This window comes from Bradyrhizobium sp. ISRA464 (assembly GCF_029910095.1).
GTDB lineage: Bacteria > Pseudomonadota > Alphaproteobacteria > Rhizobiales > Xanthobacteraceae > Bradyrhizobium.
In genome coordinates, this window is the sequence record NZ_CP094526.1 from 7,782,918 (window position 1) to 7,799,051 (window position 16,134).

Genomic DNA, 16,134 nt, shown 5'->3' on the forward strand with positions numbered 1-16,134 from the left:
GCCGGCGCGATGTCGCGCCAACGCGTCGCAATCGTGAGAAGGTGCGAGAGCGGCTCGCGCCTGGGTTAGCGTCCCGGGCGCAGCTCCAGGCTCTCCAGCCCCGCGGCGAGGTTGACGCCGACCTGGCCCTGCACACTCAGCGGCTGCAAGGCGATCGTGTTGTCGGAGCCACCGACCAGCACGTTGCCGCCGACGCCGACACCAAGCGTCGCGCTGCCCTGCGCGCCGGCATAGTCGCCGGAGAGAGCGCCCGGCCCGAGCCGCGCCACCGGCGCGTAGACGCCCCAGGCCAGCGCCGACTCCTGCGTGATGCCGAGATCGATGCCGACCTTGCGGATGGTCGCAATGTAGCGATCCTCCGGCAAGCCGTCGGCCCGCAGCACGCAACCGAGATTGGTCACTGAGCCGACGATGAATCCGATGCTTGCGCCGCCGCGGCATTCCAGGACGCCGACCTGCACGCGCTGGATCGGCTGCTGCGCGTTGGCGCCGGCGATCGAGGCCGCAAGTGTGACAATGGCAGCACCGGCGAGAAGGATGAAGCGGCGCATTGGCGAGTCTCCGGCTGAAGGCGTGATGCGAGCAGAGAACTGAACAGGGGCGCCGTGCTCCCCGGGCGCCCGCGCTCCCTATGCCATAACACGCGACACCGTGCCAGAATTAGAGATATTCAACTCCGGATTGTTACAGCGTGTGGCAACGTTGCTGTCAGTGCGATGTTCCCCGCGATCGGCAAGAGACAGGAAGCAAGAGACAAAAAAACAAAAAAAAGAGGCCCGCTTCGCGGGCCTCTTGGACTTCACCGGCTTAGTGGTGCTGGTGATGCCGGCGGTGATAGTGCCGGCGCGGACCGCCCGCGCGGACCGGCTCGAGGTCGAGCGCGGCGATGCCGGCCGCGACGTTGAAGCCGGCCTGACCCTGCAGGCTGATCGGCTGCAGCGCGTAGGAATTCGCCGGACCGCCGACGAGGAAGTTACCGCCCGCACCCAGGCCGACCGACGCGTTGACGCCGACGCCGCCGTAGCTGCCGGCGAGCGCACCGCGCGGGACACGGGTGCTCGGCGCGCTCACCGCCCAGGCGAGCTGCGTCTGCGCGGTGACGCCGAGATCGAGGCCGACGCGGCGCACGGTCGCAACATAGGCCTCCGGCCGGCGGCCTTCGGTCTGGAACACGCATTCGAGCTGGGTGACCGAGCCGACGACGAAGCCGACATTCTGCCCGCCCTGGCATTCGAGGACGCCGGCCTGAACAACCGGGGGCGCCGCGTTGGCGGCGGCGATCGGCGCCAGCAGCGCGAGCGTGGCGATGGTTAGTGTCGAAAGTCGCATTGGTCTGTCTCCGCAGGTGAACTGAATTGCGCGGCGGACAGAAAGGAAGGGTCGTGTCCAAAACAAGGCAGACCGCAAAGGTGCCGTAAAAACTTCCGGCGTGTGACTATTAGGACGTGCGCGCTCGCGCCGCAGATGAGCAGGATGTGATTTGACACGCCAGTTATGGATGATGTCGTGCTCGACTGCGATGCGCGCGAAAACGCTCCCGCACCATATGCGGGAGCGTTTCTCGTTCGGAAGCGATTTACCTGAGATTGCCGCAGAAGCGCTGGATGCGCTTGCAGGCGTCCTCGAGATCCGAGGTCTTGGTGGCGTAGGAGATGCGGAATGCAGGTCCCAGCCCGAACGCGGATCCCTGCACCACGGCAACGCCCTCGCCCTCGAGCAGCTCGGTGACGAACGTCTCGTCATTGTCGATCACCTTGCCCGACGGCGCCTTCTTGCCGATCGTGCCGGCGCAGGACGGATAGACGTAGAATGCGCCTTCCGGGCGCGGGCATTCGATCCCGCTCGCCTGGTTCAGCATCGACACCACGAGGTCGCGGCGCTCCTTGAACACCTTGTTGTTCGCCGGGATGAAGTCCTGCGGACCGTTCAGCGCCTCGACGGAAGCCCACTGCGAGATCGACGACGGGTTCGAGGTCGACTGCGACTGGATCGTCGCCATCGCCTTGATCAGCGGAGCCGGACCGCCGGCATAGCCGATGCGCCAGCCGGTCATGCAATAGGCCTTCGACACGCCGTTCACGGTCAGCGTGCGCTCATAGAGCGCCGGCTCGACCTGCGCCGCCGTGGTGAAGACGAAGTCGTCATAGACCAGATGCTCATACATGTCGTCGGTCATCACCCAGACATGCGGATGCTTGACCAGCACGTCGGTGATCGCCTTCAGCTCGGCGCGCGTATAGGCCGCACCGGTCGGGTTCGACGGCGAGCACAGGATGACCCACTTGGTCTTCGGCGTGATCGCCTTCTCGAGATCCTCGGGCTTGAGCTTGAAGCCGCTCGCGGCCGTGCACACGACGGGTACCGACTCGCCGCCGGCGAGTGCCACCATTTCGGGATAGCTGACCCAGTACGGCGCCGGGATGATCACCTCGTCGCCCGGATTGATTGTCGCCATCAGCGCGTTGTAGAGCACCTGCTTGCCGCCGGTGCCGACGATGACCTGGTTCGGCTTGTAGGTCAGGCCGTTCTCGCGCTGGAATTTGTTGACGATGGCTTCCTTCAGCTCCGGAATGCCGCCGACATCGGTGTACTTGGTCTTGCCGGCCTCGATCGCGCGGATCGCCGCCAGCTTGATGTTGGCGGGCGTGTCGAAGTCCGGCTCGCCGGCGCCGAGGCCGATGACGTTGCGGCCCGCGGCTTTCAGCGCGCGTGCTTTGTCCGTGACCGCGATCGTCGCGGACGGCTTCACACGGTCAAGCGCAGCGGACAGGAAGGCCATTGTCATCTCCTGGCAAACGTCGTGAGCCGTTGGCCACGACTTGATTTGGATGGGATCGCCGCACCCTAGGCCTGTCGCCGCTGCGTCGCAAGAAGCTTGGCGGCAAAGCGTGAAAACTTTCGCGCATGGCTTGAGGCGCGCGCAACATTCCGAAAGTTCCGGCCTCAAATCGCTCATATCCGGCAAGGGCTGCGCTGGCCGGGCAGGTTTGCCGGCGAGACTTCCGGCCACGTGCGCCGCGCACGAATTGCTCCGAGGACAATGCACCGCGCAGCGCCGCCACTCGCCTGCCGGACGATCCAGGCGCATGCCATCTCCGGCCAGGGTGCCGGCGGCTCCGGCGCGCGTTAAGGTTGACTGCCACGACGCGTCCGACTCGCGCGTCGACAGCCGGCATACGAGCATCGCGCATGCGTGATCCGAGTTGTCCTGCCGTGTCGATGGACTCGTTCTGCGCGCGTGCAGTGCGGTAGACGTTTCGACTTTTTCCACGATCCGGGGCTTGCGACGCCCCCCCATCGGCATCATTGTTTAGGCGCGTTGCGGTGTGACAGGCCGCGCGCGCCAAGCCGCGCAGTCTTCGAACCTTTCCGTCTTTCCGAGCAAGTGAACCCCGACGCAATGTACAAGCTCTATTCGATGCAGCGCTCCGGCAACAGCTACAAGGTTCGCTTGGCGCTTGCCGTGCTGAACACGCCGTACGAAGCGATCGAGATCGACATCCTGCGCGGCGAGAGTCGCACCCCGGAATTCCTGGCCAAGAACCCGAGCGGCCAGGTGCCGCTGCTCGAAGCGGCCGAGGGCCGCTACCTCGCCGAGTCCAACGCCATCCTATGGTACGTCGCCGCCGGCACGCCGCTGTCGCCGGAATCGCGGATCGAGCGCGCCGAGGCGCTGCAGTGGATGTTCTTCGAGCAGCACGCGCTGGAGCCGAACATCGGCGCCGCCTATTTCTGGCTGTCGCTGGTCAGGGGTGGACGGGACCTGCAGACGCACGCGCTCGAGGACTGGATGGAGCGCGGCTATGCGGCGCTGCAGGTGATGGAAAATCACCTGAAGAACCACGCCTATTTCGCCGCCGAGCAGCTCACGGTCGCCGATATCGCGCTCTACGGCTACACCCATGTCGCCGACCGCTGCGACTTCGACCTGGCAACCTTCCCGTCCATCCGGGCCTGGCTCCGGCGGGTCGAACAGACCCCCGGCTTCGTCTCGATGGATTGGCAGCCCGGAACCGAGACCGAGCCGCCGGCCCGCCTCGTGGCCGGCCTCTGAACAGCGGGGATAGCGGGAAACTGCCCAAATAGCGGGCAAAACCGCCTCCTCGGCCCTGTTTTTGCCGTTTTCTCGGCCGTTGCCGCCGCAATATTGCCGGCGACGACCATCAGATTCGTTTGGACGTCGCGGGTGATTCGCCCGCGTCTTGAAGGATTTAGACCATGATACGGTCGTCCGGCACGGCAGGCTTCCAGAGCTGCCCTGCCCCTGTGGCATCTTCCCGGCTGACGAATGCGATCGCCGCGTCGCTCGCGATTTGCGCGCTGACGCTTTGCCTGGTCGTCACGATCACGGTGCTGTCGAGCAACGTCACCATGGCGATGCCGATCCCGTCATAGCTCACATCCTCGCAGGTAGGCACCTTTCCGCGCCAGGGCGCGGTGGAGACAACGCGGCTCGAACGATGAAGACACCTGTCGGACTTGTGACCGTGACGCTGACGGTGGCGATCCTGCTGGCCGCATCGCTCTTGATCGTGACCGGCACGCGCGGCGAAGGCCGTGCGCATCCGATGCGCATCATGACGCCTACGCCCAACCCTGCCGCCCGATAAGCCCCCGCGTGCTCAGTTCCATTTGTGGAAGATGAAGAACGCGCCGACGGCGATGAAGGCAAAGCCCAGCACGTGATTCCAGCCCAGGGGCTCCTTCAGGTACAGCACCGAGAAGCAGGCAAACACGACCAGCGTGATCACCTCCTGCATAGTTTTGAGCTGCGCCGCCGAGTAGACCGCGCTGCCCCAGCGATTGGCCGGCACCGCCAGCCAGTATTCGAAGAAGGCGATGCCCCAGCTCACGAGGACGACGATAGGGAGTGGATGCTTGAACTTGAGATGACCGTACCAGGCAAAGGTCATGAAGACGTTCGAGGCGAACAGCATCAGGATCGGCAGCAGCGAAGGCGAAATGGCGGGCATCGATGTCCTTTTGAAATTCCGGCAGGTTGTAACCCGGATGTGGGTTCCACGCGGATCTGCATATCATTTGATTTGAAAGCATTGAAAGCTCGAGCGACCGGGGCGAGTAGGCCTTAACGCTGCCGACGGAAATGCCGGCGACGTTGCGGACCTGTCGTCAAACGCCGGCCCTATTGTTTGTTCGACAGCAACGAGAGCGAGCATGCGGTTCGACTGGCGTGCAATTTCAGGTCCGGTTCTGACGGCGGCCACCGCGCTGGCCGCGTTCCTGATCGATCGTCTCGTCGTCCCGGTGCCCAACCCGGCACCGCTGTTCGTCTGCATCGTGGCGCTTGCAAGCTCGGTCAGCGGCATCACCTGTGGGCTGATCAGCGCCGCGATCGCGGTCGCCGGCTCCGCGCTGTTCTTCCTCGACCATCGCGCAATGCCCGGCTATGACGCCTCCGACGTCGCACGGATGCTGATGCTGGCGGCCACAGCCGCCGGCACTGCCGTGATCACGGGATTGCTGCGGCGGAAATGGATCGACGCCTTCGCCGCCGAACAGGAGCATCACGCCACCGCGGGGCGGCTCGCGGCCGCGCTCGACCAGGTCGATATCGGCATCGTGCTGCTCGACTCCGACACCCGCGCCGAATTCATCAACCGCGCCTTTCGCGACTACTTCGCACTGTCAGACGCGCAGGCCGACTCCAAGCCGCCCTTCATTGCGCTGATGTACCACGGCCGCGACACCGGCGCGTGGCAGATGCCCGAAGATGAACTGGGAGCGTTCATAGCCGAGCGCACCGAGAAGATGCGTGCGGGCGATTCCACGCCGATCAACATCAAGCTTGCCGGCGGCGAGGTGCTGCGCTTCAGCTGCACGGCGCTGCCCGACGGCGGCCGCATGCTGAGCTACACGCCGGTGACCGATCTGGTGCGACACACCGACGACCCCGCCGAGGCCGAGTACTATCGCTCGCTGCGCGCCGGCAGCGAACATCATCTGGCGCGGCTGCTGCGCGCCGCCGAGTGAGGCCTCGCGCGCCTTGCACGGCATTTGATCCCGCGCGATCCCGACGATAGAACGTGACAAGCCGCTGGCGCGCATCGCTCAAACGCAGGGTCACTCATGTCCGACGACGTCACCATCCGCTTCGTCACCCGGGATGACTACGCCCAGTGGCTTCCTTTGTGGGACGGTTACAACGCGTTCTACGGACGCTCGGGGCCGACGGCGCTTGCGCCCGAGATCACCGCGGTGACGTGGCAGCGCTTCTTCGACGCCTACGAGCCGGTGCACGCGCTGGTCGCCGACCAGGGCGGCAAGCTGCTCGGGCTCACGCACTATCTGTTTCACCGCTCGACCACGGCGATCGAGCCGACCTGCTATCTGCAGGATCTCTTCACCAGCGAGGCCGCGCGCGGCAAGGGCGTCGGCCGCGCCCTGATCAACGGCGTCTACACGCAGGCGAAGCTCGCGGGCTCGCCGCGGGTCTACTGGCAGACCCATGAGACCAACCACGCCGCGATGCAACTCTACGACAAGGTTGCGGAGAAGCCGGGCTTCGTCATCTACCGCAAGATCTTCTGAGCGCGCCTTCCGGGGCGTGGTGGAAAAGACAGGGTGTCACCGGCGCGTTACAATGCGCGGTTAGGCTTCGCCCTGCGTAAGATCAGGCCCCCCGTCTCGGATCTTCGCCCCGAGCGGTCCCCGTCAGTCGCCGCGTCTGACCGGGACCGCTTTTTTTGCGCCATTGCCATGCGCCATCAGCGGTGGGCCCGCACCTTGCCGGCCCCAGGCGTGCGCGTCACAATTCGCCGCATCTCGCGCCCATCCTACAGGACTGTCTCATGGAAATTCGCAATCTCGGCGGCTCCGGCCTGCGCGTCTCGGCGGTCGGCATCGGCTGCAACAATTTCGGCCAGCGCACCGATCTGGAAACCTCGCGCAAGGTGATCCACAAGGCGATCGATCTCGGCATCACCCTGTTCGACACCGCCGACATCTATGCCGGCCAGGGCGGCTCGGAGACCGTGCTCGGCACCGTGCTGGGCGACCGCCGCAAGGACATCGTGCTCGCCACCAAATACGCCAAGCCGATGGCGGCCGACGGCACCAAACAGGGCGCCTCGCGCCGCTACATCATGTCGGCGGTGGAGGCTAGCCTGACGCGGCTGAAGACCGACTACATCGATCTCTACCAGCAGCACGATTACGATGCGCTGACGCCGATCGACGAAACGCTGCGCGCGCTCGACGATCTCGTCCGCCAGGGCAAGATGCGCTACATCGGCAACTCCAACTTCCCGGCCTGGCGCATCGCGGAAGCCGAGTACGTGGCGCGCGCGATGAACGTCAACCGCTTCGTCTCGTGCCAGGACGAATACAGCCTGCTGGTGCGCGGCATCGAGAAGGACCTGTTGCCGGCGGCGCAGGAATACAATCTCGGCCTGCTGCCGTTCTTCCCGCTCGCCAGCGGCCTCCTGACCGGCAAGTACCGGCGCGGGGCCGCGGCGCCCGCCGACACTCGCTTCGCCAAGGCGCCGGCCTTGAAGGATCGCTATGTGACGCCGCGCAACGAGGATATCGTCGAAAAGCTGCAGGCGTTTGCGAAGGAGCGCGGCCACACCATGCTCGAGCTCGCCTTCTCCTGGCTCGCCGCGCGTCCGCAGGTCTCAAGCGTCATCGCCGGCGCCACCCGCCCCGAGCAAGTCGAACAGAACGTCAAGGCGATCAGCTGGAAGCTGAGTGCGGAAGAGATGGCTGAGGTCGACAGGATAACGAAGGGGTAGTTACTTGCGTCGTCCCGGCCTTCGCCGGGACGACAGCGTGGTTAGGGTTCGGGCTTACACCACCAGCCCCTTCATCGGCTTCACCGGCGCGCTGTCCGGAAACACCGTCTCGGCCAGCGCCCGCTCGCCGATGCCGAGCTGGTCGTGCAGCACGCCCTTGATCACCGCGCGCAGGTCGGTGGTCGGGGCGAGGTCGCGGGCCTGGTAGAGATTGGCTACCTTGAGGCCGGGCCAGTCCGTGATCATGCGGCCGCCCTTCACGGCGCCGCCGGCGAGCAGCGCGATGGTGCCGGTGCCGTGGTCGGTGCCCTCGGTGCCGTTGATGCGCGCAGTGCGGCCAAACTCGGTGGCGACCACGATCACGGTGTCGCGCCAGCGATCGCCGAGGCCGCTCTCGAACTCCGCCAGCGCGCCGTCGAGGCCGCCGAGCAATTGCGCGAGACGGCCGACCGGACCGCCCTCATTGGCATGCGTATCCCAGCCGTCGAAGGCGAGCGCGCCGATGCGCGGGCCGTCATCGGCCGCCATCAGCTTGGCCGCGCCGCGCGCCACCAGCCGCATCGCGCCGATGCCGTTCATGCCGGGCTTCGGCTTCATGTCAGTGCCCTGCGCCTGCTTCTCGAGCTGCAGGCCCTGCGTCAGCGCGCTCGCCAGCCCGGGATCGCGGTGCTGATAGAGATCGACGAGCCGCATCGCGGTGTCGTCGGCGGCCTGCGGCAGCGCGACCGGCGCCCAGCCGACGGTCGGCGCGGCGCCGCGTAGCACCAGCGGCGTGGTCGGGCCGACCGCGAGTGCGCTCGTCACCCGCTCGCCCTTCGGCAGCGCCTCCAGCGCGCGGTTGAGCCAGCCGGACTGCACGCGGCCCGGCCCGGGGAAGCCGCTCTCGAGCACGTCCTGCCCATCGAAATGCGAGCGGTCGCGATAGGAGGTCGCAACCGCATGGACCACTGCGGCCTGCCTGGCGCGATACATCCGCGCGAATTCCGGCATCGCCGGATGCAGGCCGAAGAACGGATCGAGCATCACCGCCGCGTTCGGCCCGTCGGCCTTCAGCGCGATCGCACCATGCAGGCCGGCGTAATCGGGATCACCGACCGGAGCGACGGTGGCGAGCCCATCGAGCGCGCCGCGCAGGATCACGACGACCAGCCGCGGGTCGCGGCCATCGGCCGCGCGCGCGAATTTCGGCAAGTAAGCCCAGGCGGCAAAGGAGGCGCCGCCGAGCAGCAGCGTGCGGCGCGATGTCGCCTGCATCATCAGGCTCTCACAGCACTCCATCGTCATCTCCTCTGGAATTCCGGCGACATCAGCAGCAGCGCCAGCGCCTGCTGGCGCGATTCCGCGCGCTCGACCGTGCGCCGCGTCTCCGCCGACGCGGCATCAGCGGCGACGAGCTCGAGCAGGTCGCGCGGGTCGAGCCGGTCGCCGAGCGTGGCGCCGAGCTGCGCGGAGATATCGAGCCGCAGCTTGAGCCCCTCCGGCGCAGCCCAGGCCGCGCTGGTATCGGGAAAGCCGTTCGGGCCGGCAGGCGTCCACAGCGGCTGGCCGAGCACGTTGAGGCCGTTGAGATAGCGGCCGGGATCATCGGGGGTGCGCGCCAGCAGACGGCCGGTCGCGATCAGGAAATCGTAAGGGCTGCGCATCTTGGTCAGCGGGGCCTGCCAGGCCTCATCGGATTGCACGAGCGCGGTGGCGAGCGCCTTGAGGTCGCCACCGGTCTTCGTGAAGACGTCCTGCAACCGCGTAACCAGCGCCGGCGGCGGATCGTCGGCAACGAAATGGCGGGCAAGCTTGGTGGCGATGAACCTCGCCGTCGACGGGTGCCGCGCGATATCTGATAGCACCGCCTCGCCCTGCGCGATGCCCTTCTGCGCATAGGTCTTGCCGAGCACAAGCTGCGGGCCCGGCTCGTGCGCATTGGCATTGAACACGAAGCTGCCGGGCGCGCCGAGTTGGCCCTTGCGGCCGGCAAAGGTCCACCCCGTGATCACCCGCGCAAACGACGTCACGTCGTCCTGCGTATAGCCGCCGCCGACGCCGAGCGTGTGCAGCTCCATGATCTCGCGCGCCAGGTTCTCGTTCAGGCCGCGGTGGCGGTTGATGCCGGCGCGGGAGTCCGGGCCCAACGATTGCTGGTTATCGAGGAAGAACAGCATCGCCGGATGCTGCTCGACCGCCTGCAGCATGTCGGCGAAACGGCCGAGCACATGCGGGCGGATCGCCTCGCGCTCGAACGAGCCCGCCCACATCCGCGCCAGCGCGCCCTTGTTGGCCGAGATGCAGAAATGATTGGACCAGAACACCACGAGCCGCTCGACAAAGCCGCAATCGGCAACCACGCCGCGCTGCAGCCGCGCCAGAGCCTCGGCGCGGAACGTCTTCTGGATGATGTTGAGCGGCTTTGCCGGCGGCTTCTGTGGATTGGCCGCGGGCGGCATCTCAGCCGGCGCCATCGCGGCATTGGCATTGTCGGCCGTCCGCGCCGGCGCCTGCATCGTCGGATCCTTCGCCGCGATGTCCTTGGCGGCGCTGGGCAGCGACAGATTGTGCCGCTGCGGCCGCGTTGCATCCGACGGCGGCGGCGTCTCGGTTGCAGCGGACTTCGCGGCCTTCGCCGACTCGCGCGCCTTGCGGATCTCGAACTGATAGTCGAATACCTGCTTGCCGAGCTCGGGCGTCGAGAGCAGCCCGGGGACTTCGAGCAATGCGCCGTTCGGGCGCGCCAGTTCCGCCATCACGAAACCGCGCGGATCGGACGCTGCGTTGATGAAGTCGCCGGATGCGCCGCCGCGCGCGCCAAACCCGAAACGATTGAGGGCAACCAGGGCGGCTTGCGAATCACGGGCCATCTGAATTCCCTTGGCGGCATATCCCGGCTATATCTGCGCGGGATCATAGCGCGGCTCGAGATGAACCCGAGATTAATTCGTTGATTAAATCGCGGTTAGGAATGCGCCTCTCGTCATGACGGACCGGTCTGAAAATTCCTCCCCGCGCCGCCTCGCCTGCGCGAAATGCGGCACCGAATTCTCCTGCGCGCTCGGAGGGCCGTGCTGGTGTTCCGACGAGAGCTTTCGCCTGCCGATGCCGACCGAGGGCGGCGACTGCCTGTGCCCCGCATGCTTGCGGCAACTTGCGGAACAACACGCGAGCGTGAGTGCGACGTGAACGAGCGATGGACCGTCGACGCCGTCCTGCTCGACATGGACGGCACCCTGCTCGATACCGAGAAGGTCTATTTCGACAGCCTGGTCGCCGCACTGAAGGGCTGCGGCTACGACGACGGCGTCGTCGCGCTCTGCCATTCCATGGTCGGCCTGCCCGGACCGGCCTGCGAGGCGTTGCTGGTCGACCGCTATGGCGCGGACGTTCCGCTCGCCGAGATTAATCTCGCCTTCCTCGACCATCGCGACGCGATGATGCGATCGGGCCTGCCGCTCAAGCCCGGCACGCTGCCGCTGCTGGACGCGCTCGCCGCCGCCGATCGCCCGATGGCGATCGTCACCTCGTCGTCGCGGCGCTCGGCCGAGCGCAACCTCACCCTCGCCGGCATCCGCGAGCGTTTCGACACGCTCCTGACGCTCGACGACGTCACGCACGGCAAGCCGGACCCGGAGCTCTATCTGAAGGCGGCCGCCCAGCTCGGCGTGGCGCCGCAGGCCTGCGTCGCGGTGGAAGATTCCATCCACGGCGTCGCGGCGGCGCACGCCGCCGGCGCCATCACGCTGATGGTCCCCGACATGGCGCCGCCGACCGAGGAGACGCGCGCGAAATGCGCGGCGGTGTTGCCGGACCTCAACGCGGTGCTCGCGATGCTGCGCGCGCGTGGTGGCCTCAGCGCTCTATCGTAACCGTCATTGCGAGCGACAGCGAAGCAATCCATCCGTCCGCGTATGCGGCCGTGGATTGCTTCGTCGCGTTGCTCCTCGCAATGACGTACAATGCATCTCGCGACGCTAACGCTTGCCTCGTCGTCCCGCCAGCGCCGTCTCGACCAGGGACCGCGCCGCCTCGCCGGCGGTCTCCATGTAGCTCGCGTCGCGATGCAGCAGCACGACGGCGAACGAGCCATCCAGCAGCAACAGCATCTGCCGCGCGAGCCGAAGCGGATCGGCAATGCCCTCCGCCGCGAAGGTCGCGCGCAGCCAGTCCTCGAACTTCTTCTTGTGCGCCGCGCCGATCCTGATCGCGGGATGGCCGGGCATGTTGGCGAGTTCGGCCGAGGTGCGCAGGAAGCCGCAGCCCTTCCACTTCGGATGCCGCGCCGAGCGCGCGAGATTGCGGAAGATCGCCTCGACCTTCACGGGCAAGCGGCCTTCAGCTTCCGCGAACCATTTCCGGAACAGCGCGAGGTTGGGCTGGTCACGCGCGGCGAGATAGGCGGCGACGAGATCGTCCTTGCTTCTGAAGTGATAATACAGCGTGCGCTTGGTGAGGCCAGCCCTGGCCGCCACCTCGTCGACACTCACGCGCCGGATGCCTTCATTGTAGAACAGCGCGCTTGCCGCCTGGATGATGCGCTCGCGGGTGGGCTCGGAGGGTCTGGGCATGCGACTATGTATACTAACCAGTGAATATACACAAATCGCGGCGCCCCCTACAGTCGCCTCCAGCACATACGCCAATGCCGGAGACCGCATCATGTCCACCCCCATCCTGCTCGACATCGTCGACGGGATCGCCCTCATCACGCTGAACCGCCCCGAGCGACTGAACGCGCTGAGCTACCAGCTGATCGACCATTTGATGGCCGCGCTCGACCGCATCGAGGGCGATGCGGCGGTGCGTGCCGTGATCCTGACCGGCGCGGGCGAGCGCGCCTTCTCCGCCGGCGCCGACATCCACGAATTCTCTGAGAGCGTGAAGCAGGGCTCCGCGATCGCGGTGCGCGATTTCGTTCGCCGCGGCCAGGCGATGACCGCACGACTCGAGGCGTTCCGCAAGCCCGTGATTGCCGCGGTTAACGGGCTTGCCTTCGGCGGCGGCTGCGAGATCACCGAAGCCGTGCATCTCGCTATAGCGAGCGATCGCGCGCTGTTCGCAAAGCCAGAGATCAAGCTGGGCATGCCGCCGACCTTCGGCGGCACGCAGCGGCTGCCGCGGCTGGCGGGGCGCAAGCGCGGGCTCGAGTTGCTGCTGACCGGCGATCCGTTCTCGCCGGAGCATGCGCGCGAGATCGGACTCGTCAACAGCGTCGTGCCGCACGATCAGTTGCTGAACGCCGCCCGCGAGCTGGCCGGCCGCATCGTCAGGCATTCGCCAGGTGCCGTCAGCAGCGTCATCACCGCGGCGACGCGCGGGCTCAACATGCCGATTGCCGAGGGTCTGCTGGTCGAAAGCGAGCAGTTCGCCGCGCTGGTGCCGAGCCGCGACCTCGCAGAAGGCTTGGTGGCGTGGAAAGAGCGGCGGGCGGCAAAGTATGTCGGGGCGTGAGCTGGCTGTACCAACCCGTCATGCCCGGGCTTGACCCGGGCATCCACGACGTTCTGCGCCCACGGATGTGGATGGCCGGGTCAAGCCCGGCCATGACGAGCGGAAAGACGCTGCGTTACCGCACCACCGCCGCGGTCTGTCCGAACAACAGCTTGCGCTCCTCCTCGGTGCGGATCGCGGGCTGGCCGAAATTCGGGTTGACCTCCTTCGCCTTGGCATAGGCGCGCTCGGTCGCAGGACGCTTGCCGATGGTCTCCAGCCAGCGCTTCAGATGCGGGAAATCGTCGATGTTCTGGCCCTGGTTCTTGTAGGGCACGACCCAGGGATAGCTCGCCATGTCGGCGATCGAATACTCGCCGGCGATGAATTCGCGGTCGGCAAGGCGCTTGTTGAGCACGCCGTAGAGCCGGTTGGTCTCGTTGACGTAACGGTCGATCGCGTAAGGCAGCTTCTCGACCGCGTAGTTGCGGAAGTGGTGGTTCTGGCCGGCCATCGGCCCGAGCCCGCCCATTTGCCAGAACGTCCACTGGATCGCGTCGTAGCGGCCGTAGAGATCGCTGGGCAGGAACTGGCCGGTCTTCTCGGCGAGATAGAGCAGGATCGCGCCGGATTCGAAGATCGAAATCGGTTTGCCGCCGCCCTTCGGCGCATGATCGAGGATGGCGGGGATGCGGTTGTTCGGCGCGATCGCCAGGAACTCCGGCTTGAACTGATCACCCTTGCCGATGTTGACCGGGAAGATCCTGTACTCAAGCCCGGTCTCCTCAAGGAACATCGTGATCTTGTGGCCGTTCGGCGTGGTCCAGTAGTGAAGGTCGATCATGGATACGATCCTGCGTGGGGCGCGCGTACATGCGTCGCGAAAGAAGATGCGATTGCATGAATTTGGGCGCAAAGCCGCAGGCGAGTCAATGGCGCGCGCATTGCATCGCGCGCGAATGTGATCTGCAGGGCGCGCAATCTCCAAGGCCGCGGCTCACGGAGCCGGCGATGACTTGGTAGTCATCGAACAATTCCCGATGCGCGATCGGTCCATCTCTCCCCCTCTTGTGGGAGAGGTGACGGATTTTTCGCCGCTACACTATCAATGGATGCGGCCGTGCTCGCGCAGGAATCGCTCGCCGCTTTCGGTCACGGTCACCCGCATGCCCTCGATCGAGGGGCGGCGCGCGACGTAGCCGCGGTCGACCGCGTCCTCCCAGATCGTCAATCGCGGGCATGAGGTCCGCCAGGTTTCGATCACCTCGGCATAGGGCCGCGGCTTTCGCGCGATCCACTCCACGAAATCGAGCACCAGGGCATCCGTCGTCTCCGCCATCGTACGTCTCCTGTCTGCGGCAAGCATACCGCGCCGCGCAGGCCTGATCATCTTCTCCGTTTCGGCGCTGAGTCAGTATGCCATCGTTCTCCCGCGCTTGGATCATCGGCGCAAACTGAGTTATCTTGCTCTTGCATCAGCTTTCCTGAGGGTCATGCATGCGGCGGCTTCTCTTTCTCAACGGCATCAAGGCGTTCGAGGCCGCGGCGCGCACCGGCAGCTTCGCGGCCGCAGGCCATGAGCTCAATGTCTCGGCCGCCGCGATCAGCCGGATGGTGCATCTGCTGGAAGAGCGGCTCGGTGTCGCGCTGTTCGAGCGCAAGGCGAACCGGCTCGTCACCACACAGGCGGGCCGGGCCTACCAGAGCGGGCTGACGCCGATCTTCGACGCGCTGGCGAGCCTGACCGCGCAGGTCACCGCGTCCGCGAGCACGCGCGTGCTGACCGTCGGGGTCGGACCGACCTTCGCGATGAAGTGGATGATCCCGCACCTCGCCGACTTCCGCAAACAGGAGCCGGACATCGAGGTGCGGATCACCACCGGCGGCATGCAGGTGCCGTTCGCCGACGACTGGAGCTGCGGCATCCAGCTCGGCGGCGGCGAATGGCCGGGCCTCGTCGCCGAGCCGCTGTTTGCCGCCGACCTCTTGCCGGTATGCACGGCGCGGCTCGCCAACGGACTGAAGCGCCCGGCCGATCTCAAGGGCCCGAGCCTGATCCGCGTCGCGCATTCGCCGGATGACTGGCCATCATGGCTGAAGGCCGCCGGCGTGCCGCGGCTCACCGCGCGCGGGCCGGAATTCCAGTTCTATGGCCAGGCGCTGCAGGCCGCGGTCGACGGGCTCGGGATTGCGATGGGCATCCGGCCCTATATCGACGACGACCTCGCCGCGGGCCGGCTGGTGGCGCCGTTTGCGCGCAGCGTGCCGAAGGGCATGCGCTGGTATCTCGTTTACCGCGGCTTCCACGCCGAGCAGCGCGACTTCGCCGCGTTCCGCCGCTGGATCATCCGCGCCGCAGCCGAGCCTGCGGCACGGCGCACCGGCGCGCGCAGCGCCGGTTGACGCGTTCGACGCGCCGGCTTGGCGCAAGCCATAGCTCCACTGCTGCCCCGCACAAAAAAACGCCGCTTGTGAACTCGTTCACATCTGGCGGTGCGCCCATGTGCTTCGATCGATGCAGAAGAATCCCGGAGGTCGCACGTGATTTACGGCGGTTTTCAGATCAAGTCGTTCGAGGTGGGGACAGGGCAATGGCACGCCAGGATTCAACGGGTCGATCAAAAGCCGGTCGTCATCGATGGAATCTCGTTTCCGGCGCTCGACATCGGCTTTGCGTGGTCCGATCAGGATGCAGCGATAGCCGACGCCAAGAAGCATATCGACCGGTTCCAGTGGCGATCAGGCGCGACAGTGCCGTCCTGACCGGCAACGCCGTGGTCGCCCTCGTCCCGCAGCCCGTGCCCGAACCGGAACGGCCGCCGCAGGTGAGAACGAGCTGCCCGGACTGCGCGGCGGAGCTCGAACTGCTGCGCGTCATTCCCGGCCGCGCCGCCGAATACTGGACCATGCGCTGCGCCGGCTGCGGCGCGATCCATATGGACATTGTCGACGGGCCCCGGGCGTAACGCCT

General features: G+C 66.4%; 21 protein-coding genes. 11 read left to right on the plus strand and 10 right to left on the minus strand.

Annotation, left to right across the window (positions count from 1 at the left end; all coding sequences use genetic code 11):
* Window positions 1–65: 65 nt before the first annotated feature.
* From MTX19_RS36000 to MTX19_RS36010, 3 genes are all read right to left on the minus strand, one after another.
* Complete coding sequence (locus MTX19_RS36000; protein WP_280981439.1) at window positions 66–551, minus strand: DUF992 domain-containing protein; 486 nt, start codon at window positions 549–551, stop codon at window positions 66–68.
* Window positions 552–807: 256 nt separating this feature from the next.
* Window positions 808–1,329: a DUF992 domain-containing protein gene (locus MTX19_RS36005; RefSeq protein WP_280981440.1), complete on the minus strand. Its 522-nt coding sequence runs from the start codon at window positions 1,327–1,329 to the stop codon at window positions 808–810.
* Window positions 1,330–1,576: 247 nt separating this feature from the next.
* Complete coding sequence (locus MTX19_RS36010) at window positions 1,577–2,779, minus strand: pyridoxal phosphate-dependent aminotransferase (RefSeq protein WP_280981441.1); 1,203 nt, start codon at window positions 2,777–2,779, stop codon at window positions 1,577–1,579.
* Between the two features lie 621 nt (window positions 2,780–3,400).
* Between MTX19_RS36010 and MTX19_RS36015 the strand changes: the two genes are divergently transcribed.
* Window positions 3,401–4,054, plus strand: a complete 654-nt coding sequence (locus MTX19_RS36015; protein WP_280984992.1) for a glutathione S-transferase family protein — start codon at window positions 3,401–3,403, stop codon at window positions 4,052–4,054.
* Between the two features lie 157 nt (window positions 4,055–4,211).
* Here the strand turns inward: MTX19_RS36015 and MTX19_RS36020 are convergent, their stop codons facing one another.
* On the minus strand, window positions 4,212–4,418 hold the full coding sequence (locus MTX19_RS36020; protein WP_280975527.1) for a hypothetical protein: 207 nt from the start codon (window positions 4,416–4,418) through the stop codon (window positions 4,212–4,214).
* A 42-nt stretch (window positions 4,419–4,460) separates the two neighbouring features.
* Here MTX19_RS36020 and MTX19_RS36025 point away from each other — a divergent pair, with 42 nt between their 5' ends.
* Window positions 4,461–4,610, plus strand: a complete 150-nt coding sequence (locus tag MTX19_RS36025) for a hypothetical protein (RefSeq protein ID WP_280975526.1) — start codon at window positions 4,461–4,463, stop codon at window positions 4,608–4,610.
* A 12-nt stretch (window positions 4,611–4,622) separates the two neighbouring features.
* On the opposite strand, the gene MTX19_RS36030 is transcribed toward MTX19_RS36025, so the two are convergent.
* Window positions 4,623–4,973, minus strand: a complete 351-nt coding sequence (locus tag MTX19_RS36030) for a DMT family protein (protein ID WP_280975525.1) — start codon at window positions 4,971–4,973, stop codon at window positions 4,623–4,625.
* A 202-nt stretch (window positions 4,974–5,175) separates the two neighbouring features.
* On the opposite strand from MTX19_RS36030, the gene MTX19_RS36035 reads away from it, so the two are divergent.
* The 3 genes from MTX19_RS36035 to MTX19_RS36045 all read left to right on the plus strand — a co-directional run bounded on the left by MTX19_RS36035 (window position 5,176) and on the right by MTX19_RS36045 (window position 7,751).
* A complete protein-coding gene (locus MTX19_RS36035; RefSeq protein ID WP_280981442.1) occupies window positions 5,176–5,991 on the plus strand; it encodes a PAS-domain containing protein in 816 nt (271 codons plus the stop codon).
* A 96-nt stretch (window positions 5,992–6,087) separates the two neighbouring features.
* Complete coding sequence (locus MTX19_RS36040) at window positions 6,088–6,549, plus strand: GNAT family N-acetyltransferase (RefSeq protein WP_280981443.1); 462 nt, start codon at window positions 6,088–6,090, stop codon at window positions 6,547–6,549.
* Window positions 6,550–6,809: 260 nt separating this feature from the next.
* Entirely contained in the window at window positions 6,810–7,751 is a 942-nt protein-coding gene (locus MTX19_RS36045; protein ID WP_280981444.1) for an aldo/keto reductase, read from the plus strand.
* Window positions 7,752–7,805: 54 nt separating this feature from the next.
* Here MTX19_RS36045 and MTX19_RS36050 read toward each other — a convergent pair whose 3' ends face one another.
* Window positions 7,806–9,035, minus strand: a complete 1,230-nt coding sequence (locus MTX19_RS36050; protein ID WP_280981445.1) for a DUF1501 domain-containing protein — start codon at window positions 9,033–9,035, stop codon at window positions 7,806–7,808.
* Window positions 9,032–10,600, minus strand: a complete 1,569-nt coding sequence (locus MTX19_RS36055) for a DUF1800 family protein (protein WP_280981446.1) — start codon at window positions 10,598–10,600, stop codon at window positions 9,032–9,034. The genes MTX19_RS36050 and MTX19_RS36055 overlap by 4 nt, the downstream gene beginning before the upstream one ends.
* Window positions 10,601–10,715: 115 nt before the next feature.
* On the opposite strand from MTX19_RS36055, the gene MTX19_RS36060 reads away from it, so the two are divergent.
* Window positions 10,716–10,919: a cysteine-rich CWC family protein gene (locus tag MTX19_RS36060; protein WP_280981447.1), complete on the plus strand. Its 204-nt coding sequence runs from the start codon at window positions 10,716–10,718 to the stop codon at window positions 10,917–10,919.
* Window positions 10,916–11,602, plus strand: a complete 687-nt coding sequence (locus MTX19_RS36065; protein WP_280981448.1) for an HAD family phosphatase — start codon at window positions 10,916–10,918, stop codon at window positions 11,600–11,602. The genes MTX19_RS36060 and MTX19_RS36065 overlap by 4 nt, the downstream gene beginning before the upstream one ends.
* Before the next feature lie 105 nt (window positions 11,603–11,707).
* Here the strand turns inward: MTX19_RS36065 and MTX19_RS36070 are convergent, their stop codons facing one another.
* Window positions 11,708–12,301 carry a TetR/AcrR family transcriptional regulator gene (locus MTX19_RS36070; RefSeq protein WP_280981449.1) on the minus strand — a complete coding sequence of 198 codons (594 nt, stop codon included), beginning with the start codon at window positions 12,299–12,301 and terminating at the stop codon, window positions 11,708–11,710.
* 91 nt (window positions 12,302–12,392) lie between these two features.
* Here MTX19_RS36070 and MTX19_RS36075 point away from each other — a divergent pair, with 91 nt between their 5' ends.
* A complete protein-coding gene (locus MTX19_RS36075; protein WP_280981450.1) occupies window positions 12,393–13,184 on the plus strand; it encodes a crotonase/enoyl-CoA hydratase family protein in 792 nt (263 codons plus the stop codon).
* Window positions 13,185–13,299: 115 nt separating this feature from the next.
* On the opposite strand, the gene MTX19_RS36080 is transcribed toward MTX19_RS36075, so the two are convergent.
* Both MTX19_RS36080 and MTX19_RS36085 read right to left on the minus strand, forming a co-directional pair.
* The gene (locus MTX19_RS36080) at window positions 13,300–14,007 is read right to left on the minus strand and encodes a glutathione binding-like protein (RefSeq protein WP_280981451.1); all 708 of its coding nucleotides are present in this window, start codon (window positions 14,005–14,007) and stop codon (window positions 13,300–13,302) included.
* 261 nt (window positions 14,008–14,268) lie between these two features.
* Window positions 14,269–14,502: a hypothetical protein gene (locus MTX19_RS36085; RefSeq protein ID WP_280981452.1), complete on the minus strand. Its 234-nt coding sequence runs from the start codon at window positions 14,500–14,502 to the stop codon at window positions 14,269–14,271.
* A 158-nt stretch (window positions 14,503–14,660) separates the two neighbouring features.
* On the opposite strand from MTX19_RS36085, the gene MTX19_RS36090 reads away from it, so the two are divergent.
* From MTX19_RS36090 to MTX19_RS36100, 3 genes are all read left to right on the plus strand, one after another.
* Window positions 14,661–15,566, plus strand: a complete 906-nt coding sequence (locus MTX19_RS36090) for a LysR substrate-binding domain-containing protein (RefSeq protein ID WP_280985721.1) — start codon at window positions 14,661–14,663, stop codon at window positions 15,564–15,566.
* Between the two features lie 138 nt (window positions 15,567–15,704).
* Window positions 15,705–15,926, plus strand: coding sequence for a hypothetical protein (locus MTX19_RS36095; RefSeq protein WP_280981453.1), 222 nt, complete (start codon window positions 15,705–15,707; stop codon window positions 15,924–15,926).
* The gene (locus MTX19_RS36100; protein ID WP_280985018.1) at window positions 15,896–16,129 is read left to right on the plus strand and encodes a hypothetical protein; all 234 of its coding nucleotides are present in this window, start codon (window positions 15,896–15,898) and stop codon (window positions 16,127–16,129) included. The genes MTX19_RS36095 and MTX19_RS36100 overlap by 31 nt, the downstream gene beginning before the upstream one ends.
* The last annotated feature ends 5 nt before the right edge of the window (window positions 16,130–16,134 follow it).